The organism is Bradyrhizobium sp. UNPA324 (assembly GCF_006658635.1).
Taxonomy (GTDB): Bacteria; Pseudomonadota; Alphaproteobacteria; order Rhizobiales; family Xanthobacteraceae; genus Bradyrhizobium; species Bradyrhizobium nanningense.
This window is the reverse complement of sequence record NZ_LFJD01000004.1, coordinates 5,192,292-5,211,925: the sequence shown is the minus strand read 5'-3', so window position 1 is coordinate 5,211,925 and position 19,634 is coordinate 5,192,292. Positions and strand designations below refer to the sequence as shown.

At 64.4% G+C, this 19,634-nt stretch carries 19 protein-coding genes and 1 pseudogene; 11 read left to right on the top strand and 9 right to left on the bottom strand.

Annotated features, from left to right (window positions below):
• The first annotated feature begins 50 nt into the window (after positions 1-50).
• The 3 genes from UNPA324_RS25030 (at position 51) to UNPA324_RS25020 (ending at position 3,067) form a co-directional block, all read left to right on the top strand.
• A complete protein-coding gene (locus tag UNPA324_RS25030) occupies positions 51-794 on the top strand; it encodes an SDR family NAD(P)-dependent oxidoreductase (RefSeq protein ID WP_128917177.1) in 744 nt (247 codons plus the stop codon).
• Positions 795-941: 147 nt separating this feature from the next.
• Positions 942-1,841: a hemerythrin domain-containing protein gene (locus UNPA324_RS25025; protein ID WP_246667214.1), complete on the top strand. Its 900-nt coding sequence runs from the start codon at positions 942-944 to the stop codon at positions 1,839-1,841.
• A 44-nt stretch (positions 1,842-1,885) separates the two neighbouring features.
• A complete protein-coding gene (locus tag UNPA324_RS25020; RefSeq protein ID WP_246667303.1) occupies positions 1,886-3,067 on the top strand; it encodes an MFS transporter in 1,182 nt (393 codons plus the stop codon).
• An 82-nt stretch (positions 3,068-3,149) separates the two neighbouring features.
• Here the strand turns inward: UNPA324_RS25020 and UNPA324_RS35780 are convergent, their stop codons facing one another.
• The 7 genes and pseudogenes from UNPA324_RS35780 to UNPA324_RS24985 all read right to left on the bottom strand — a co-directional run bounded on the left by UNPA324_RS35780 (position 3,150) and on the right by UNPA324_RS24985 (position 9,371).
• Positions 3,150-3,317, bottom strand: coding sequence for an ABC transporter substrate binding protein (locus UNPA324_RS35780; protein ID WP_283810266.1), 168 nt, complete (start codon positions 3,315-3,317; stop codon positions 3,150-3,152).
• A 332-nt stretch (positions 3,318-3,649) separates the two neighbouring features.
• Positions 3,650-4,267, bottom strand: coding sequence for a DsrE family protein (locus tag UNPA324_RS25010; protein ID WP_246667213.1), 618 nt, complete (start codon positions 4,265-4,267; stop codon positions 3,650-3,652).
• A 24-nt stretch (positions 4,268-4,291) separates the two neighbouring features.
• Positions 4,292-4,921, bottom strand: coding sequence for a hypothetical protein (locus tag UNPA324_RS25005; protein WP_245471602.1), 630 nt, complete (start codon positions 4,919-4,921; stop codon positions 4,292-4,294).
• Positions 4,918-5,961: a TAXI family TRAP transporter solute-binding subunit gene (locus UNPA324_RS25000; RefSeq protein ID WP_128916858.1), complete on the bottom strand. Its 1,044-nt coding sequence runs from the start codon at positions 5,959-5,961 to the stop codon at positions 4,918-4,920. The genes UNPA324_RS25005 and UNPA324_RS25000 overlap by 4 nt, the downstream gene beginning before the upstream one ends.
• Positions 5,962-6,024: 63 nt before the next feature.
• Positions 6,025-7,449, bottom strand: coding sequence for a coiled-coil domain-containing protein (locus UNPA324_RS24995; protein WP_141936472.1), 1,425 nt, complete (start codon positions 7,447-7,449; stop codon positions 6,025-6,027).
• Positions 7,450-7,981: 532 nt separating this feature from the next.
• A pseudogene (locus UNPA324_RS24990) lies at positions 7,982-8,157 on the bottom strand (calcium/proton exchanger); the annotation flags it as partial.
• Positions 8,158-8,309: 152 nt separating this feature from the next.
• The gene (locus UNPA324_RS24985) at positions 8,310-9,371 is read right to left on the bottom strand and encodes an isocitrate/isopropylmalate dehydrogenase family protein (protein WP_181769507.1); all 1,062 of its coding nucleotides are present in this window, start codon (positions 9,369-9,371) and stop codon (positions 8,310-8,312) included.
• A gap of 169 nt (positions 9,372-9,540) precedes the next feature.
• Here UNPA324_RS24985 and UNPA324_RS24980 point away from each other — a divergent pair, with 169 nt between their 5' ends.
• Positions 9,541-10,929 (top strand): MFS transporter, encoded by a 1,389-nt coding sequence (locus UNPA324_RS24980; protein ID WP_141936467.1) that lies wholly within the window; start codon positions 9,541-9,543, stop codon positions 10,927-10,929.
• A 4-nt stretch (positions 10,930-10,933) separates the two neighbouring features.
• On the opposite strand, the gene UNPA324_RS24975 is transcribed toward UNPA324_RS24980, so the two are convergent.
• Positions 10,934-12,538, bottom strand: a complete 1,605-nt coding sequence (locus UNPA324_RS24975; RefSeq protein WP_128916854.1) for a B12-binding domain-containing radical SAM protein — start codon at positions 12,536-12,538, stop codon at positions 10,934-10,936.
• Positions 12,539-12,876: 338 nt separating this feature from the next.
• On the opposite strand from UNPA324_RS24975, the gene UNPA324_RS24970 reads away from it, so the two are divergent.
• From UNPA324_RS24970 to soxA, 7 genes are all read left to right on the top strand, one after another.
• On the top strand, positions 12,877-13,326 hold the full coding sequence (locus tag UNPA324_RS24970) for a (2Fe-2S)-binding protein (RefSeq protein ID WP_164935908.1): 450 nt from the start codon (positions 12,877-12,879) through the stop codon (positions 13,324-13,326).
• A gap of 11 nt (positions 13,327-13,337) precedes the next feature.
• A complete protein-coding gene (locus UNPA324_RS24965; RefSeq protein ID WP_141936466.1) occupies positions 13,338-15,524 on the top strand; it encodes a xanthine dehydrogenase family protein molybdopterin-binding subunit in 2,187 nt (728 codons plus the stop codon).
• A gap of 54 nt (positions 15,525-15,578) precedes the next feature.
• Positions 15,579-16,850, top strand: a complete 1,272-nt coding sequence (locus UNPA324_RS24960; protein WP_141936464.1) for an NAD(P)/FAD-dependent oxidoreductase — start codon at positions 15,579-15,581, stop codon at positions 16,848-16,850.
• Positions 16,851-17,046: 196 nt separating this feature from the next.
• A complete protein-coding gene (gene soxX / locus UNPA324_RS24955; protein WP_141939022.1) occupies positions 17,047-17,487 on the top strand; it encodes a sulfur oxidation c-type cytochrome SoxX in 441 nt (146 codons plus the stop codon).
• An 8-nt stretch (positions 17,488-17,495) separates the two neighbouring features.
• Positions 17,496-17,963 (top strand): SoxY-related AACIE arm protein, encoded by a 468-nt coding sequence (locus tag UNPA324_RS24950; protein ID WP_141936462.1) that lies wholly within the window; start codon positions 17,496-17,498, stop codon positions 17,961-17,963.
• Positions 17,963-18,280, top strand: a complete 318-nt coding sequence (gene soxZ / locus UNPA324_RS24945) for a thiosulfate oxidation carrier complex protein SoxZ (RefSeq protein WP_128916849.1) — start codon at positions 17,963-17,965, stop codon at positions 18,278-18,280. Before UNPA324_RS24950 ends, soxZ begins: the two co-directional genes overlap by 1 nt.
• A complete protein-coding gene (soxA, locus tag UNPA324_RS24940; protein ID WP_164935907.1) occupies positions 18,277-19,056 on the top strand; it encodes a sulfur oxidation c-type cytochrome SoxA in 780 nt (259 codons plus the stop codon). Before soxZ ends, soxA begins: the two co-directional genes overlap by 4 nt.
• Before the next feature lie 60 nt (positions 19,057-19,116).
• Here the strand turns inward: soxA and UNPA324_RS24935 are convergent, their stop codons facing one another.
• A complete protein-coding gene (locus UNPA324_RS24935) occupies positions 19,117-19,563 on the bottom strand; it encodes a hypothetical protein (RefSeq protein ID WP_245471603.1) in 447 nt (148 codons plus the stop codon).
• Positions 19,564-19,634 lie beyond the last annotated feature (71 nt).

Sequence of the window (19,634 nt, the reverse complement as noted above, 5' to 3'; positions counted from 1 at the left end):
GCAGGAAACGGGCAGCAACAAGCAAGAACCAAGCAAGAGAGCGTGTGACCATGGACCTCGGGCTCAAATCGAAAACCGCTGTTGTCACCGGCGCCAGCATCGGCATCGGCCGCGCCATCGCCAAGGGCCTGGCGGCCGAAGGCGTGCGCGTCGTCGGCGTGGCGCGGCGCACCGATCTTCTCGCCGAGCTGGTGCAAGAGGTCGGTGGCGGGCTGATCACGCCGTTCGAGCAGGACGTCATGGCCAAGGACGCGGCGGAGAGGATCGCGGCCTTCGCGTTGAAGGAGCTCAGCCATGTCGACATCCTCGTCAACAATGCCGGCGGCAGCCGGCCGCTGCCTGTCGATGCGCCCGACAGCAAATGGGACGAGGCGATCGCGCTGAATTTCACCAGCTACCGCCGCATCGCGCATGCGCTGCTGCCGCAGATGATCGAACGCAAATGGGGCCGCATCGTCAACATCACCGGCAAGTCCGAGCCGGAAGGGCTGAACGCGGCGTTCGCGGCCAAGGCCGCGGTGCATGCCTGGGCCAAGGGCTTGTCGCGCGAGATCGGCGAGCACGGCATCACCATCAACTGCATTCCGCCCGGCCGCATCATGAGCGAGCAGATCCGCCGCAACTACGCGCCCGACTATCGCGAGCGCTTTGCGGAAGAAGAGATTCCGGTCGGCTATTGGGGCGAGCCGGAGGATTTGGCGGCGCTAGCGGTGTTTCTGGCCTCACCCGTGGCGCGGTACATCACGGGGACGGTGATCCCGGTGGACGGGGGCTTGCGGCGGTATCAGTTCTAGGGCTGCGAACCGCGAAGCAATCTTCGCACGCTTCTTCGTTTTGGCGCTTGCAGCCATGTTGCCGGCCGTCGCCTCCGCACGACCAGCGCTTTGCCTCGGTGAAGCGTGACGGGTTTCGCAAGTGCCCGCGCATCTTCCGGGCTGGCGGTGGATTTCACGCTCTGCCGCAGGGTGCGCGATGTGCAGCCTGGAACCCGACGAGCAAGTCGTTATATCGCAAGGAACGACGCTTTCCATTGCACGTTGACGCGCCGTCTTGCCGGACCCCTGCAATCCGGCCGAGCAATATCCGCATTGCACTACGGAGGGTCGGCCATGGAAGTCATCGTGCCAGACAAGCGCCGTCGGCACCTGCTCGGAACAGCGCTGGTGACCGTCGCGGCGCCGGCAATTCTCGCCAAGCGGGCCCTGGCCGATAACAAGGGGATCGGCGAGAAGCTGAAGGAAGCGGTCACGGGGAAGAGGGACGAGGAGGTCACGCCACCCGAGGACCTGATGCGCGAGCACGGCGTACTTGAGCGTGTGCTGCTGCTCTACGAGGCCGCGATGCGGAAGCTCTCGTCCAACGAAGATTTCGACCCCGCGCTGATCACGCAGTCGGCCGAGATCATTCGCGATTTCATCAACAACTACCATGAGAAGTCGGAGGAGCAACACGTCTTCCCGCGATTCAAGAAGGCCGGGAAGATGACGGATCTCGTGGACATCCTGCTGCGCCAGCACGAAGCGGGCCGAAAGGTCACACAGTCGATCCTGACCCTTGCGCCCAAGAGCCGAACCGGTGCCGATGACCGCAAGCAGCTCGTCGACTCCATGCAGTCCTTCATCACGATGTACCGGCCGCATGCCGCGCGGGAGGATACCGATCTCTTTCCAAAGCTGAAGGACGTGGTCTCGTCGAGCGAATACGACGCCATGGCCGAGGAATTCGAGAAGAAAGAGCACGAGATGTTCGGAGAGGACGGCTTCGAGAAGATCGCCGCCCGCGTTGCCCGGCTCGAGCAGCAGATGGGCATCGACGATTTGAACCAATTCACGCCGCGTTGACCGGCGGGGCGCCGGGCCTGCGCGAGCATGGTGGAGGATTGCTGATGGTGCGATCCCGAAAGGCAGGCGACTTCGGCTCTCCGGCGTTTCTCTTCGTGATGACGACGGGCATCGTCAACTTGTTCGGTGACATCACCTATGAAGGCGGCGCCAGCATCAACGGGCCGTTCATGGCCTCGCTCGGCGCAAGTGCCGCCATCGTCAGCGTCACGGCGGGGATTGGCGAGTTTCTCGGCTACGCCCTGCGCCTTCCCGCCGGCTACGCGGCGGACCGGACCGGCCGCTACTGGCTCATCACGTTCGCCGGCTACGTCATCAACCTCTTCGCCGTGCCAGCCATGGCGCTCGCTGCAAGCTGGCAGGTCGCGGCCGCGCTCATCCTGGCCGAGCGCGTAGGCCGCGCGCTTCGCAAGCCCACCGTCGAAGCGATGCTCTCCTATACGACGGCTGAACTCGGCAAAGGGTGGGTGTACGCGCTGAACACTGCGCTTGACGAGTTCGGCGCGACCCTCGGTCCGCTCATCGTCGCGGCGGTGCTTCTGCTGAAGGGGGACTTCCGGACCGGGTACGCCTGCCTGACGATCTCGGCCGCGGCGGCGCTCGTCGCGCTGGTGGTCGCACGGGTCAACTTCCCGCTGCCGTCAAGCCTCGATCAGGGCGGGACGGCCCCGGCAAAGGACTTCGGCACGGCCTATTGGCTGTACATGCTGGCCGGCGCGCTGTTCGCTGCCGGGCTCATGAGCTTCGAACTCATTTCCTACCATTTGACCAAGGCCGGGGTCGCGTCCGAACACTGGATTCCCGTGATGCTCGCCGCCTCGACCGCCTTCGGCGTGCTGGCAAATCTTGCGTTCGGAAAGGCCTACGATCGGACCGGACTTCCGGTGGTGATCGCCGCCGTATGCGTCTCGGCCGCATTCTCACCCTTCGTGTTTCTCGGCGGCTTCTGGCTGGCCCTGTTCGGAATGCTGCTCTGGGGCGTCGGCTACGCGATCCAGGACACGCTGCTCAAGGCGATCGTCGCCGAGGTGCTCCCCGAAGGAAAGCGCAACTTCGCTTTCGGGCTGTACTACGCGGGCTATGGCGTCGGCTGGCTCATTGGCAGCGTCGTGGCGGGCCTGCTGTACGAAAACTCGCGGGCCGGGCTGATCGCATTCTCGGTCCTCGTTCAACTCGCTTCGGTGCCTGTCTTCCTGCTGGCGAGGCGGCAGGAAAGCTCGCGCTGATCGGATTGTCCGTGATGGGTCTTGCAGATGCTTCACCCGTTCCGCCAAACACGTTCGCCCTGGCTCGAACGCAAGCGGCGCGTCAGTCCATCACTTGATCGGCACCGATCAGAAAACTCTCGGGGATCACGAGGCGGAGCGCCTTGGCCGCCTTCAAGTTGATGGTCAGCAGGAATTTGGTGGGCCGCTCGACCGGCAGCTCGGACGACTGCGCTCCCTTCAATATCCTGTCGACATACGCCGCCCTCACCTCACGTTGGCGTCGGGACCGTAGGACATGAGCCCGCCTCCGGAGGCCCAGGCGCCCAGTGTTTTGCCCGACGGGTCAACGTCATGGTGGCGGCGAATGTCGCCGCGGCGCGGTTCGAAAATCGCTTATCGATCAAGGGATCTTCGCCTGTGCATGGGGTTGTTTTCGAGGCTTTGTCACCGCGGACGGTGATCGCTGTGGATGGGGACGCCGCTATCGGTTTTCGGACAAAGGCAGATCACCGCTGGCGGCTCCCGACGCCTCACGGAGGTATTCGTTCCAGAATCCGCTCGGCTCGCGAAGGCCTGCATTGCCCGGTTTGCCGTCGGATCTCACGGTTTGACGTAACTCCAGCCCTGTTCCTGCAACTCCATGACGCGGACGACACCGGATTTGACAACCGTGGCCTGCGGAATCAGCCTTATGTCCTTGTTCTCCGCTTTATGCATGTTTTCCTGCGTGTTGCCGCAAGCCTTGAAGGAGATTTCGGGATGGCTCATCGCGAGAACCTCGATCCGCGGCTTTACCGGCGAGGTGTCTTCACGCAGCATGTGAAGCCCAGGACCAAAGGTGACGACCTCGATCGACACTGGCTCACCAAGATCGCGGTAGTATTGCGCGACGTTGGTCGCATTGTTGAGTGCGAGGTTCATCATCGCAGGTTCGTTGGAGTTGACCTGCAATATCAACCGATGGGGCTTGCTGGCGACCTCAGGTTTGATCATCTGAGCCAGCGCTCCCTCGCTCGCAGGGTTGCGCTTGCCTGTGTGATTCTGCCCCGGCTTGCCGGCTTGTTTATGTGCGCTTGAATGCTTCGGGTTGCCCGCTTGGCTCTTCGCACTCGCCTGCGGGATCGACTGGTTGTCCTGCTGCGCCTGCGCGTTTGGTCCGGCCAGAAGCAGCATCGCCAAGCCGCTGATGACTGCCATCGCCAACTTTGGATTGATCATCTCGTTTCTCCCGTTACCTGATCGTCACCGTCCTGGTCTGGCAACGGCATGCGGCCATTTGCATGCCATCCCCACTTTTTCGCGCACGTTCTTGAATCCACTGAGCGAGAATTTCCCCTCCTGCACCGCACCGGTGCGGATGGTGAGACGCACGATGATGTGCCCGTCGTCGGGTAGCGACCTCAGCAACTGCACGACGTCGCCGCCGAAAGCAACGCCGGAACCGAACAGCGGCGAGGCCGCCGTGAGTTGCATTGGCTGTTCCGCATTGAGCTGAAAGGAGACGGCATATTCACTGGCACTGCGTGCCACCGTCGGTCCCGCGACTACGACTTCCGTACGGCCTTTGCGGCAGTAGATTGCGAGCAGCATCGCGGCACCATCCGAGCCGCCAACGGAGGAGGCCGTGGCGGTGACGATCGGTGAATAGTCGACCGGCGAAGTGGTCTCGCTGATCAGCCAGCCATCGTCTGACTGCCGCCGCCCGGGTGGTGGAATCTTACGTGACAGATCTTGCAGACATTCCTGCCGGGCGGGCCCTTCCATCGCCGAACAAGCTCGAAGTGTTGCTATTGGATCGCTCGTGTTTTGCGCGTAAGCGATTCCGCAAGCCACATTGAAAACGACGGCGAGCGGAGGAGCCGCACGCTTCATGGCCGCGCCTGTGCACTTCGCGCCTTGCGATCCAGCCAATCCTGCGCGGCCTGGAAGCGGGTGAGCCCTGGCACAGTGGCCGCGAGATTGATCGACTGCCATTTCGGATCGAAGCCCGGCGCCTGCAGCCGGTCGACGCGCGAGAACAGATACTCGACTAGGCGCGCCACGCGTTGATAGCGATTCGAACGTTGCGGCCAGTTGAACGCAACGAGCGCTGTCGGCACCGCGATGGTCGAGATCCGCTCGCCTTGCCTGATAAGATTGGGATACTCGCTGGCATCCAGGGTCGCGGGCAGATAGTAGTCCTCGAACTTCCTGTCGTAGTTGACTGGCAGGAACTTGAATCCAGCCTCCCAGCGACCCTTTACGAAGGCGTCGACGGGTTTCGAGGTGATGAACACGACGGCAGACATCTCGCCTTTGCGCATCTGTTCAAGAGCCACCTGATGCGGAATGAATGTCTTGTCGATATCGATGCCCAGACGGCTGAAGATCAGTGGTCCTGAATAGGCGGCTGCGGTGCCCAGGGTGTTGAAGTTCACCTTCTTGCCGGCAAGATCCTGCAGGCTAGTGATTTCAGGCCGCACAAAGATATGCAGCTCGGAGGGGAAGAGATTGAGCAGATACGTGATGCGGCTTCGGATCTGCGGTGCCTGGACCTTGTATTCTTCGAGCGCATCGGAATTGATGATGGCGGTGTCGACGCCACGCAGATACAGCAGCGCATTCAGATTATCGGTGGCTCCCCGCGTGACGATCGGCAGGAGATGCAGGTCGGCTCCGTCGTCCACGACGCGAGCCATTTCTGCGGCGAGGCGGATCGGTGCGCCCTCGAGCAGACCGCCGGCGAGCCCGACCGTCCACGCGTTCATCCGGTCCTTTTCATTCTCTTGGGGGAGCGACCTTCGGACGGGCTGAGCATCGGCCCTGGCATTTCGCGCCGTTTGCGCTTCCAAGCAGGTCGCCTGAAGCATCATCGCGACCGGCACCAACGAGGTGAGCAGGAGCAACGAGAGTGATTTTGGCGCTCTGTTCATGTCGTTTCCCTTCCGAATCAGCCACCGCAGCTCTGGTCCCGCAGGACTGCAACAAATCCACTCTCAGCGCTGCAACGCATCCAGCCGCTCCTTCGCTTCGCGAATACCGCCCCGCTGTGCCTTCGCGTAGAGCTCTCGCGCCTTGGCCGCTTCGCCGCGCGTTCCATAGGTCCCCCAGGCGGACAGAACCGCCGGATCGTATGTCTCCGCGAGCATGAAGGTTGCCTGCGCAATGTCCTTCTCTGCCGCGAGCTCGAGTACGATCCGCGCGGCACCGATATTTCCCTGATCGAGCAACGCCCTGGCGCGCGGGATCAATCGGGCCTCCGCCTCGTTTTGGTTTGCGGCAGTCAGCGGCTCCGCGACAGTCGCGTCCACGCTCCGCGTCGCCGGCGAGATCGGGTCTTCATTTGTTTGCTCCACCTGGAGGCGCGCATCGGTCGGGGTCGATGCCGATGCACGGTCTTTTTGCTTGGCTTCGGTCCCGGCCCGCTCCTGATGCAGCGACTGCCGCAGTTCGGCAATCTTCCGGTTCGCTGCCTGTCTCTGCTGCGAGGCCGCATCGTTTGCCTCGCGCAATTGCACGTTCCGGGTTTCGATCTCACGGCGCGTCTCGATAAGTTCCCTTGTCAGCGCGGCTGCATGCGCCTGGGCCTCCTCGAGAGCGCGGCGTTGTTGTTCGGCATTGGCCGCTACCGCTTGCGCCGCTTTGGCCTGGGCAGCGAGCTCGGTGTTCTTCTGCCGCTCGTCTTGCAAAGACTGCCGCAGCTCCGCAACCTCCCGACCCAATGTTTCCTGTTGTTCCGCACCCGCAGCTTCCGCCATGAGCGATCCGCGAGGTATTCCGGCGAGTTCGCTCGCGAGCGCGGCGGCACGTGACTGCGCCTCGTGGCGCTCTTGCTCGGCGCTCGCCGCTGCCGCCTGCGCGGCGTTCGCCTGCTTCACGAGGAGGCCACTTTTTTGCCGTTCCTGCTGCAGGGACTGCTGCAGTTCCGCGATCTCCCGCGCCGCCGCATCTCTCTGCTGCGTGGCAACGTCGTCCGCTTTGCGGGATTGCGCGTTACCGGCGTCGAGTTCGCGGCGGACTCCGGCAAGTTCGTTCGCGAGCTCGGCGTTGCGGGCTTGCTCCTGTTGAAGTGATTTCTGCAGCTTCTCCGCGGCGATTTCCGCCGTTTGCGTGCGCTGGACTGCCTCGTCGAGCTTTCTGTGCGCCTCGACCAGCTCGTTGGCGGGCGCTTCAATGCGCGGCGCGTCTTCGTCCAGCCGCGGGCTCGGCTGCACCACGCTTGCTTGCTCCGCCTGCATCGGGGCTTCAGTCGCTTCGCGCTGAAGGAGCGCCAACGAACCGGTCGTGATTTCCAGCCGCTGATCAAGGCTGACGGCGCTCTCGCCGCCGATGCGCGTCATGTCCGATTGCGCCGTGAATGGTGTGAACACGCCGAGCAGGGCAGCGAGGTAGATGACTGGGACCAGAATTGCAGCCGCCACGAGCCATCCGCCCGATTGTTCGTCTTCCGGATCGACATCCTCCGTTACGGGGTGCCAATGTGTAGGCGCAGGATTGATTGGAGAGCCGTCCCGCCAGACCCATTGACCCGCCCCAGGTGACCAGTGGCCGACCTCAGCAGCCCCGGTCGCATCCTCTACCCAGATGTCTTCTCCGCTCCTCGGTGCTGTATCAATTGGTCGCCGCATGCATCACGCCTCTCTCGACGACAACTGCAATGGGGCGGATGGCTCGGCCTGTTCGCATGGCTCGGTGCTCGATCAGAACACGGTAGATCGAAGTAACGTTGGGGCGGCACGCCGCTATGATTAAATTTATTAAATATATATAATCCATATAATTTAACTGTATGGCAAGTCAAATTAAATAATTAGTGTCGAGATCCGTCGGCTGCCGACGCCCGGTTTGACGACGGTTCATGGAGCAATGTCACTATCCGCCTACGGCTTCGCACCCCGCGGCTTGCGCGATGCTGACGTCCATGTCGAGCCGGTCTTTGCGCGCCGCGCCGAACGCCACCGTTGCCGTCAACAACAGGCCGGACGAGAGCCGCACCCCGGCGCGGTTGTATTCCTGCACGCGGTAGCGCAGGCCGCCGAGCAGCAGGCAGGCCCCAGCATGAACACCGCATTGGTGACGATCGCGTCCGCAATCGAGGCTTTCACCAGCATGTACTGGCCCGCGCGCAGTGTTTTGCCCGACCGGTCAATCCGAGCGCAGCCGCACTTGTCGTCGCGAGGCCGTTCGAAAAACCCTTATCGATCAAGGGGCCTTCTACTGTGCATGGGGTTGTTTTTCGACTTTTTTGATGTGAGCGCCGAGAAAAATGTGCAGGCACCGCTCACCCCGCCTGCAGGATCTCCGCAATCGCCGCCCCCGCCGCGATGGTGCCGAGCTTGCCGCCGACGTCGCGTGTCGCCCTGCCCTCGCCAATCGCTTTGGCCACGGCCGCCTCGATCGCACGCGCGGCCTCCTCATAGCGGACGGCGCCGGTCTTCTCGCCGTGCCAGGCGAGCAGCAGCGCGGTCGACAGGATGAGCGAGACCGGATTGGCGACGTCCTGCCCGGCGATGTCGGGCGCCGAGCCGTGCGCGGCCTGCGCCATCGCGTGGCGGTGACCGACATTGAGCGAGCCGCCGAGCCCGAGGCTGCCCGAAAGCTCGGCGGTGAGATCGGACAGGATGTCGCCGAACATGTTGGTGGACACGATGACGTCGAAACGATCGGGGCGGCGCACCACATGCGCCATCATGGCGTCGACCAGGATGTCGTCGACGCCAAGTCCGGGATAGGCCTTCGCCGCCGCGCGGCAGATGTCGAGGAACATCCCGTCGCCGATCTTGAGCACATTGGCCTTGTGCACGATGGTGAGATGCTTGCGCCGCTTCATCGCGAGGCGGCAGGCGGCGTGCGCGATGCGCTCGCAGCACAGCCGCGTGATCCGGCGCAGCGAGATCACGACGTCAGGCGTGATCAGCATCTCGCCATTGCCTTGCTCCAAATTGCGGTCGGCATAGAAGCCTTCGGTGTTCTCGCGGACCACGACGAGGTCGAAATCACCGATGCGGCCGGGCCTCCCCGCATAGGTGCGCGCGGGCCTGATATTGGCGTAGAGGTCGAGATTCTTGCGAAAATGCCTGGACGGGTTGATCTCGCCATGCGCCTCGTCCTTGAAGTCGAAGGTCGCGGTCGGACCCAGGATCAGGCCGTCGGCAGCGCGGACGATGTCGAGCAGCTCGGGGCGCACGGTGGTGCCTGATAGCTTCAGGCTCGCATGCCCGACGGCGTGCTCCTCGAGGCGCAGGTTGAGCTGGAAGCGCTCGGAGGCAGCCCGAAGCACGCCCGCTGTCGCGGTCGTGATCTCGGGTCCGATGCCGTCACCGGGCAGAACGACGATTTGCATGGCGCTTCCCCTCGTTGCAGCGACTGGCGCGATCATACGCCGGCGCGAGGCTGCATCGCCCAGCCTTCGCGCATACACATCATGCACGCATATGCCTGTGGAAGCACCGCGGGCCGTAGTACATGCCAATGTCCCCTCAGCGAGGTCGCCGGAGCAACGCGCCAACGCAATGACAATCACGTTACCTGCCGCCGCGCGCGAGCCTGACCACATCATCTCCGATGGCTTTCCGGCCGCCCAGCGGCGCTGGGCGATCGCCGCGATCTTCACCGCGCTCGCGATGGCCTCGCTCGACACCGCGATCGCCAATATCGCGCTGCCCGCCATTGCCGCCGATCTGCACATCTCGCCGGAGCAGTCGGTCTGGGTCGTCAACGTCTACCAGATCGCGCTGGTGGCGACACTGCTGCCGCTCGGCGCGCTCGGCGAGATCGTCGGGCACCAGCGCATCTATCTTGGCGGCCTGATCCTGTTCACCATCGCCTCGCTGTTCTGCGCGGTGGCGTGGTCGCTGGAGAGCCTCTTGGTCGCCCGCACGCTGCAAGGCCTGGGAGCCAGCGGCATCATGAGCGTCAACACGGCGCTGGTCCGCTTCGTCTATCCCGGCAGGATGCTGGGCCGCGGTTTTGGTCATAACGCGCTGGTGGTCGCGACAGCGTTCACGTTCGGACCTTCGGTCGCCTCCGCCATCCTCGCGCTCGGGCCGTGGCCGTGGCTGTTCGCCGTCAACATCCCGTTCGGCCTCGTCGCCACCGGCATTGGCTTTGCGATGCTGCCGAAGACTCCGCGCGCCGATCACGGCTTTGATTTTCTCGGCGCGGTGCTGGCGGCGGCCTGCCTCGGCCTGTTCATCACCGGCATCGGCAGCGCCGCGCACAATCTGTCGCCGGTAGTCGTCGGCCTCGAGCTGGTCGCGGCGCTCGCGCTCGGCTTGATCCTGACGCGCCGGCATGCCGATCATCCGGCGCCGATGCTGCCGATCGACCTGTTCGCCCGGCCGATGTTCGCGCTGTCGGCGGCAACGGCCGTGTGCTCCTTCGCCGTGCAAGGCCTCGCCTTCGTCTCGCTGCCGTTCTATTTCGAGGACGTGCTGGGCCGCTCGCAGGTCGAGACCGGCTTCTTCATGACGCCGTGGCCGCTGGTGGTCGGCATCATGGCGCCGATCGCCGGACGCCTGTCCGACCGCCACGCGGTCGGCCTGCTCGGCGGCATCGGCCTCGTGCTGCTCGGCCTCGGCATGGCGCTGCTCGCGACGCTGCCGGCCAATCCTGCAATTGCCGACATCATCTGGCGGATGGTGATCTGCGGCATGGGGTTCGGCTTCTTCCAGGCGCCGAACATGAAGGCGGTGATGTCGAGCGCGCCACCGCACCGCAGCGGCAGTGCCTCGGGCATCGTCGCGACCGCGCGCCTGACGGGACAGACGACGGGCGCGGCGCTCGCCGCCGCCTGCTTCGCGCTCGCAGGCCATGACGGTGCGACCTTGGCGCTGGCGCTCGGCGCAGGCTTTGCCGCGCTCGGCAGCGTGATGAGCTTTTTGCGGCTCGCGGTGAAGTAATCCGTCAAGCCGCCGTCACTCCGACATTCGCCGGAACGACGGTCTCGCCGTCGAGCGCAGCCAGGCGCGCGTCGATGGCGGCGATGACCTTGCGCGAGAACGGTCCGAGATGCGCGTAGGCCGCGATCATCTGCACGGCGATGCGCGCGGATGACGTGTCACGCTTGGCGCAGTTCATGAAGGTCTGCCAGAGCGGCCCCCGTGCCTCGGGAAGAGCGGTGACCACCTTGTACACCGTCTCCATCGCCCCTAGCCTGGCGCGGATATCTCCTTCGGCGAGTTCGGGGCGCTGCCTGGATCGGTCGAGCAGCGTCATCAGGCGGTCGACGCGTCCTGCGTAGGCCGCCGGGCTGTAGATGTGCTCCAGCACCCGCTTGTAGTCCATCAGGATGTCGCGTAGCGGGCGCACCGGATCGAAGTTGATGCCGGCCGTGCACTGATCGGCGCCGATGGTCGGCGCCACATCGTGGCCAGGATGCAGCCGGCCTTCGCGCTCCAGTCGGCGCGTGAGCTGCGTGTTCGGCAAGGCATAGAGCAGGCCGACCATGCTGACGGGGATCGCCGCCTCCTCGATAAAATCGATCATCGCTTCGGCCATCGAGACCTTCTCGTTATCGAAGCCGACGATGAAGCCCGCGGTGACGAGCATGCCGGCGGCGTAGATCTTGTGGATGCTCTCGGCGATGTTGCGCCGCGTGTTCTGCTTCTTCCGCATCGCGACCAGCGTCGCCGGGTCCGGACTTTCGATGCCGACGAAGATGCCGAAGAAATTGGCCGCCCCCATCAGCTCCAGCAGCTCCGGATCGTCGGCGAGGTTGACCGAGGCTTCCGTGGAGAATTCGAAGGGATAGCCGTGCGTACGCTGCCATTCGGCGAGCTTTGGCAGGAATTGCCGCAGCGACTTCTTGTTGCCGATGAAATTGTCATCGACGAAGTCGAGATGGCCGCGGTAGCCCATCTGGTAGAGCGTCTCGAGCTCGACGAACATCTGCTCGATCGTCTTGGTCCGCGGCACGCGCCCGTAGAGCTCGATGATGTCGCAGAATTCGCAGGTGAAGGGACAGCCGCGCGAATACTGCACACCGAGATAGAGATAGTCCTCGAACTTGAGCAGGTCGAAGCGAGGCACCGGCGTCTTGGTGACGTCGGCCTGGAATTTCGGCGCGGTGAAGACGCCGGAGCGCGCGCCACTTTCCCAGGCCGCGATGAATTGGTCGATGACGCTCTCGGCCTCGCCGAGCACCCGGAAATCGGCTCGCTCATAGAGGTGGGGGCTCGAGGTGGGATCGGGACCGCCGACCACCACCGGCTTGCCCGCCGCGCGGCAGAGCTCGATCAGGCGCAGCGTGTCGGCCTGCTGCGGCATCATTCCGCCGGTGAAGACGACGTCGGCCCACGCAAGATCCTCGTCGCTGAGGGACGCGGTGTTGCAGTCGATGAGCCGGACGGTCCAGCTCTGGGGCAACATCGCGGCAACGGTGATCAGGCCCAAAGGGGCGGCAGGGCGCTTGACGCCCATCACCTTGCAGGATTCGCCAAAGCTCCAGAAGGACTCTGCCGAGAACAGCGGGTAGAGCATCAGCACGTTGCAGGGACTCGGCACGTTCATGGAGCTCCTTTTGTGTCGGCGCAGTGTACCAAAGCGCCCGCGTCTTGCACCCCGGCAAAAGGGACAAACTGTCGCCATTGCGCAAGCCGCGATCCGGTCGGGAACCGGCCTTCACGGCCGGACGTCGCCTAAAGCCGCGAATTGGCGCCCATGGAAGAGACGTCAACCCGAATCGATTGCGAAGGGATGAGGCAAAACAGCGCCCCGGTCCATACTCTCAAGCGGCGCGGCAATGCATCCCGGCTACCCCTCGGACTGTTGATTTGAACAGTTCCAGTTTGCCGGACACATTGCGCGCCTGAGTTCAATCGGTGGATTGGGCCAATCAGGGGACTGCGATGGCAAACCTAACAATCAACGGAAAAACCTTCACCCTCGACGTCGAGCCGGACACGCCGCTGCTCTGGGCGATCCGCGAGAATGCCGGCCTGACCGGCACCAAATACGGTTGCGGCATTGCACAATGCGGGGCCTGCACGGTTCACATCGAAGGCGTCGCCACCCGCTCCTGCGGCGTCTCGGTCGGCGAGGCCGAGGGCAAGAAGATCACCACGATCGAGGGGCTCGCCTCTGGGGGCACGCTGCACAAGGTGCAGGAGGCCTGGATCGCCCAGGACGTGCCGCAATGCGGCTATTGCCAGAGCGGCATGATCATGGCGGTGGCGGCGCTGCTGAACGAGAAGCCGAAACCGACCGACGCCGACATCGACGAGGCCATCACCAACATCTGCCGCTGCGGCACATTCCAGCAGGTGCGCGAAGCGATCCACACGATCGCCAGCGCGTAAGGAGCCGCCCCATGAACAAGCATGTTTCGCCCAAGATGAACCGCCGCGCCTTCGTCATCGGCAGCGCCACGCTTGGTGCCGGCCTCGCCATCGGCCTCGACATCCCCTTCGGCGGTCCCGCAATGGTCCGCGCGGCTGACGGCTCGCCCGAGATCGGCGCCTGGGTCGTGGTCAGGCCCGACGACATCGTGGTGATCCGCATCGCCCGCTCCGAGATGGGCCAGGGCTCGCTCACCGGCCTCGCCCAGCTTGTCGCCGAGGAGCTCGAATGCGACTGGACCAAGGTCACGACCGAATATCCGACACCGGGCCAGAGCGTCGCCCGCAAGCGCGTCTGGGGCGATTTCTCCACCGGCGGCAGCCGCGGCATCCGCTCCTCGCAGGACTACGTCCGCAAGGGCGGCGCCACCGCGCGCGTGATGCTGATCCAGGCCGCCGCCGACGCGTGGAAGGTGCCGGCATCCGAGTGCAAGGCCGAGAACAGCGTCATTACCCATACGCCGTCGGGCCGGACCACGACCTACGGCAAGGTCGCGGAAGCTGCGGCAAAGCTGACGCCGCCGGCCGAGGTCAAGCTGAAGGACCCGAAGGACTGGAAGCTGATCGGCAAGGGCGTGAAGCGGCTCGACACTGTCGACAAGACCACCGGCGCCATGATCTACGGCGTCGACGTCAAGCTGCCGGGCATGATGAACGCCGCGATCAAGGATTGCCCCGTGTTCGGCGGCAAGCTGAAGAGCTTTGACGAAGCCAAGATCGCCGGGATGAAGGGCGTCAAGAAGGTCGTCAAGGTCGGCGACACCGCTGTCGCCGTGGTCGCCGACACCTGGTGGCACGCCAGGACCGCGCTAGAGGCGCTGCCGATAGTCTGGGACGAGGGCGACAACGCAAAAGTCTCCAGCGAGTCGATCGCGAAATGGCTGGCCGAAGGCCTCGACGATGCGCAGCCGGCCTATGTCGGCAACAAGAACGGCGACGCCAAGGCCGCGATTGCGAGTGCGGCGAAGAAAGTCGAGGCCGTCTACTCGTATCCCTACCAGAACCACGCCACGATGGAACCGATGAACGCCACTGCGCTCTACACCGCGGACAAATGCGAGGTCTGGTGCGGCACGCAGAACGGCGAAGCAGCGTTCGCGGCAGTGCTGGAGGCCTCCGGCCTGCCGGCGGAGAAGTGCGACGTCCACAAGGTGATGTTAGGGGGCGGGTTCGGCCGCCGCGGCCAGACCGACTACGTCCGCCAGGCCGTGATGATCGCCAAGCAAATGCCGGGCACGCCGGTCAAGCTGCTGTGGTCGCGCGAAGAGGACATGGCGCACGGCAAGTATCACCCGATCACCCAGTGCAAGTTGACCGGCGCGTTCGATGCCAACAACAATCTGGTCGCGCTGCACTACCGCCTGTCCGGCCAATCGATCCTGTTCTCGCTGCGCCCCGAAGCGCTGCAGAACGGCATGGACCCGGCGGCCTTCCAGGGCGTCGCCCAATCGGGCGAAGCCGCGTTCGGCTATTCGGTACCGAACCTGTTGATCGAGCACGCGATGCGCAACCCGCACGTTCCGCCGGGCTTCTGGCGCGGCGTCAACGTCAATCACAACGCGATCTACATGGAATGCTTCATGGACGAGCTGGCCCAGGCCGCAGGCCAGGATCCGCTCGAATTCCGCCGCAAGCTGATGGGCAATCACCCCAAGCATCTGGCGGTGCTCAATGCCGTCGCCGAGAAGATCGACTGGGACAAGCCGGCCCCGCAGGGCGTCTATCGGGGCATCGCCCAGGTCATGGGCTATGGCAGCTATGTTGCCGGCGCCGCCGAGATCTCGGTGACCGACGGCAGCAAGATCAAGGTGCATCGCATCGTCGCTTCCACCGATCCCGGCTACGTCGTCAACCCGGCGCAGGTGGAGCGGCAGATCGCAGGCTCCTTCGTCTACGGCCTCTCCGCGCTGTTCTATGGCGGCTGCACCGTCAAGGACGGCAAGATCGAGCAAACCAACTTCGACACCTACAACTCGATGCGCATCAGCGAGATGCCGAAGGTGGAATCGGTGATGGTGCCGAGCGGCGGGTTCTGGGGCGGCGTCGGCGAGCCGACCATCGGCGTTGCAGCGCCGGCCGTGCTCAATGCGTATTTCGCCGCCACCGGCAGACGCATCCGCTCGGTGCCGCTGCGCGACCAGAATATCACCTTTGCCTGAGAAACGCCGCGGCGGCCCCGATGGCCGCCGCGGCACACTTTTCCGGACAGCCTCATGAATGTGCCGGTGACACGGCGGAATGCCGTGCTCGGCATCAGCGCCGCAGCCGCATCGCTCGCCACACCTTCGATCCTGCACGCGCAATCGGCAGGCCGCATCGTCGTGGTCGGCGGCGGCTTCGGCGGCGCGGCCTGCGCGCGTGCGCTCAAGCGCGCCGGCGCGAACCTGCAGGTCACCCTGATCGAGCCGAACAAGGTTTTCACGTCTTGCCCGTTCAGCAACGAGGTGATCGCCGGCCTGCGCAAGATGGAGACGCAACATTTCGGCTATGACAAGCTCGCTGCCGAGGGCATTGCCGTCGTCACTCAGGCCGCGACGACCATCGACACGCAAAGGCGTAGCGTGACCACAGCCGATGGCACCGCGTTTGCCTATGACCGCCTCGTGCTCTCGCCCGGCATCGACTTCCATGGCGAAGCCCTGCCCGGCTATGACGACGCCGCATCGCAGAAGATGCCGCACGCCTGGAAGGCCGGCGCGCAGACGCTGCTGCTGCGCAAGCAACTGGAAGCGATGGCGGATGGCGGCACCGTCGCCATTGCGGTCCCCGCCAATCCCTCGCGCTGCCCGCCGGCGCCTTACGAGCGCGCCAGCCTGATCGCGCATTACCTCAAGGCCACCAAGCCGCGCTCGAAGGTGCTGATCCTCGACGCCAAGGACAATTTCTCCCAGCAGCGGCTGTTCGAGAAGGCGTGGAAAGAGCTCTACGGCGACATGATCGAGCGCATCGGCCTGTCGCAAGGCGGCCGCGTGACCTCGGTCGATCCGGCAACCATGACCATCGTCACCGAGTTCGGCAATTACACGCCTGATGTCGCCAACGTCATCCCGCCGCAACGTGCGGGACGCATCGCCGAGATTGCGGGCGCTGCAGATGCGACCGGCTGGTGCCCGATCGATCCCGTGACCTTCGAATCGAAACTCGCCAAAAACATCCATGTCATCGGCGATGCCTGCCTCGGCGGTGGCATTCCCAAATCGGCGTCGGCCGCAAGCGGGCAAGGCAAGGCCTGCGCCGCCGCCATCGCTAGTCTCCTCGCAGGTCGCGCGCCGGAAACGCCGCGGCTGACCGGTGTCTGCTACACCACCGTCGCCCCCGGCTACGGTTTTTCACTCGCCGGCAACTATCAGCCCAAGGGTGACATCTTCGCCGAGGTCGAGGGCGGCGCGACCAGTCCGGTCGATGCGCCGCGCGAATTGCAGGCGCGCGAAGCCGCAGAGGCGGAGCGCTGGTTTGAAACCATCACGGCGGAGACGTTTGGTTAGGACAACGATGGAACGAGCCTGCCGCCACGACCACAGTGCGCTCCCTCCCCCGCTTGCGGGGGAGGATCGGGGAGAGGGTGTCTCAACAACAAAGACTCCCCCAGAGGAAAGAACCCTCACCCGCCGCTGCGCGACGACCTCTCCCGCAAGCGGGAGAGGCAAGAGGAGTCCGCAGCGACCTCAGTCATCCCATCTAATAACTGCAATTGCGGCATTCGCCGTAGCGAGCCGCGCCTTCTCCTCGCCTGCCAAGGCCGAGGAACTCGTCCCTTACAAGATCGTCGGCGACGGCATTCCAGCCTCGCTCACCGGTACGCCTGGCGACGCCGCGCGCGGACGCGCGTTGGTGCTCGCGCGCACGACGACCTGCATCCTCTGCCATTCCGGCCCCTTCCCGGAAACACGGTTCCAGGGCGACCTCGCGCCCGACCTCACCGGGGCCGGGAACCGATGGACGGCAAGCCAGTTGCGGCTTCGACTGGTCGATGCATCGCGATTCAACGGACAGACCATCATGCCGTCCTATTATCGCAACGATAGCCTCGTGCGGGTCGGGCGCAATCTTGCCGGCAAGCCGATATTGTCGGCCGCGGAGATCGAGAACATCGTGGCCTTTCTTGCAACGCTTCGCGACTAGGACCGTTCATGCCAACCACGCGACGACACTTCCTGAGCCTCGCCGGAGGCGTCACCGCCGCCGGGACGATGCCGATCGTCAGCCTGCGTCCGCTTCAGGCGACGCCCGCGATGCTCACCACCGCGATCCGCAATGTCGTCGGCGAAGCACAGCTTCGCACCGGCAGGGTGAAGCTCGACATTCCACCGCTGGTCGAGAACGGCAACACGGTCCCGATGACGGTGAGCGTGGCAAGCCCGATGACGGCTGACGATCATGTCAAGAGCATCCATGTCTTCAACGAGAAGAACCCGCAGCCGAACATCGGAAATTTCTATCTCACCCCCGCCTCCGGCCGGGCCCAGGTCTCGACCCGGATCCGGCTCGCCGACACGCAGAAGGTGGTGGCGATTGCGCGCCTGTCCGACGACACGTTCTGGCAAATTGCCGCCGACGTTGTCGTGACGCTGGCCGCCTGCACCGAGGAGATGAACTGATGGCCGCGCTGATCAACGTTCCCGCGAAGGCCAGGCGTGGCGACGTCATCGAGATCCGCGCGCTGACCTCGCACATCATGGAAACCGGCTTCCGCCACACTGTGGACGGCAAGCTGGTGCCACGCGACATCATCACGGGCTTCACCTGCCGCTACAACGGCGCTGAGATCTTTCGCGCCGATCTCTTTCCGGCGATCGCAGCCAATCCCTATCTGTCGTTCTTCACCGTCGCCAAGGAGAGCGGCAAGTTCGAGTTCGAATGGATCGGCGACAACGGCTATTCATCCACCGCATCGGCATCGATCACGGTCGAATGAGCGTTTGGCGCGCGATAGCAGCGGCGGCCTTGTTCGCCGCGGCCCCCGCCCTGCTCGCTGGTGAAATCCCGCCCGATGCACGCCGGTCAGGCTATTCCTTCATGGGGCCCGATACGCGCGCCATGCAGGATGACGACACCTCCAATCCCGGGATGCTGTTCGTGCTCGACGGCGAACAGCTGTGGACGAAGAAGACCGGAAGCGCGGAGAAAGCCTGCGCGGATTGCCATGGCGAGGCGCGCATCAGCATGAAGGGCATCGCCGCGCGCTACCCGGCCTTCGACAAAGCGCTCGGCCGCCCCGTTACGCTCGACCAGCGCATCAATCTTTGCCGGGCCAATCATCAGCAGGCATCGCCGCTGCCCTACGAGAGCCGCGACCTCCTTGCGCTCTCTGCTTTCGTCGCGCACCAGTCGCGCGGCCTCCCGATCACCGCGGGCAACGATCCGCAGGCAAGACCCTTCGTGGAGCAAGGCCGCGAGCTTTTCATGCAGCGCGAGGGCCAGCTTAATCTCGCCTGCACCAATTGCCACGACGACAATTTCGACAGGCGCCTCGCGGGCGCGCCGATCACGCAGGGACAGCCGACCGGCTACCCGCTCTACCGCCTGGAATGGCAAACGCTGGGTTCTCTGGAACGGCGCTTGCGCAGCTGCATGAGCGGCGTGCGCGCCCAGGCCTATGATTACGGCTCGCCCGAGTTGGTCGCGCTCGAGCTCTATCTGATGTCGCGGGCGCATGGCCTGCCGATGGAGACGCCGGCCGTACGACCTTGAGCCGAGGCCCCGCCACGGTGCATCAGCGAGTCATTGCCCGCCCTCAAAGCAATTCGCAAACTATCGTTTCGAGGCTTCTGCTAGCGGCGGGGCGGCTTGAGCCGAGGCAGCCGGCGTCGCGACCGAAAGTCCATGGAGCCTCCAGCCGCCGCCGACATTCTGAAACAGCAGATCGAAATCGATCTGCAATGGCCGCGTCGGAATGGTACCGCTGAGCCGCAGCATGCCGCGGGCATTGACGTTGGGCGGTATCGACAATCGCGGGGCAAGAAGCGCTGCTCCAAACAGATCGAACTTGCGCGTCCGCAGGTCGGAGAACGCAAGCGCGAGGTCGGCCGCGCTGTTCCTGGCCTGGAATTCGGGTGCAGCAAGGTCGCGCAGCACCGAATAATTGCCGGAACGATTGGCATCGTTCAAGGTCAAGAGCGAAGAGCGGATCAGATAGAGTGCCTGCTCGATGGTGACCTGCGGCCCACCCTGCGCTGTGGAAGCCGCTGTCGGCTGCACCGCCCAACGATCGGCAAATCCGGAAGGCGATGGTTGCGTCTCCGCTCGCAGGGGCGCGCAAGCTGCGAGGA

Coding starts and splice junctions, on each gene's coding strand:
- UNPA324_RS25030 (WP_128917177.1), top strand. CDS start 51: ATGGACCTCGGGCTCAAATCGAAAACCGCTGTTGTCACCGGCGCCAGC.
- UNPA324_RS25020 (WP_246667303.1), top strand. CDS start 1,886: ATGGTGCGATCCCGAAAGGCAGGCGACTTCGGCTCTCCGGCGTTTCTC.
- UNPA324_RS25010 (WP_246667213.1), bottom strand. CDS start 4,267: ATGATCAATCCAAAGTTGGCGATGGCAGTCATCAGCGGCTTGGCGATG.
- UNPA324_RS25005 (WP_245471602.1), bottom strand. CDS start 4,921: ATGAAGCGTGCGGCTCCTCCGCTCGCCGTCGTTTTCAATGTGGCTTGC.
- UNPA324_RS25000 (WP_128916858.1), bottom strand. CDS start 5,961: ATGAACAGAGCGCCAAAATCACTCTCGTTGCTCCTGCTCACCTCGTTG.
- UNPA324_RS24985 (WP_181769507.1), bottom strand. CDS start 9,371: ATGCAAATCGTCGTTCTGCCCGGTGACGGCATCGGACCCGAGATCACG.
- UNPA324_RS24980 (WP_141936467.1), top strand. CDS start 9,541: ATGACAATCACGTTACCTGCCGCCGCGCGCGAGCCTGACCACATCATC.
- UNPA324_RS24975 (WP_128916854.1), bottom strand. CDS start 12,538: ATGAACGTGCCGAGTCCCTGCAACGTGCTGATGCTCTACCCGCTGTTC.
- UNPA324_RS24970 (WP_164935908.1), top strand. CDS start 12,877: ATGGCAAACCTAACAATCAACGGAAAAACCTTCACCCTCGACGTCGAG.
- UNPA324_RS24965 (WP_141936466.1), top strand. CDS start 13,338: ATGAACAAGCATGTTTCGCCCAAGATGAACCGCCGCGCCTTCGTCATC.
- UNPA324_RS24960 (WP_141936464.1), top strand. CDS start 15,579: ATGAATGTGCCGGTGACACGGCGGAATGCCGTGCTCGGCATCAGCGCC.
- UNPA324_RS24950 (WP_141936462.1), top strand. CDS start 17,496: ATGCCAACCACGCGACGACACTTCCTGAGCCTCGCCGGAGGCGTCACC.
- soxZ (WP_128916849.1), top strand. CDS start 17,963: ATGGCCGCGCTGATCAACGTTCCCGCGAAGGCCAGGCGTGGCGACGTC.
- soxA (WP_164935907.1), top strand. CDS start 18,277: ATGAGCGTTTGGCGCGCGATAGCAGCGGCGGCCTTGTTCGCCGCGGCC.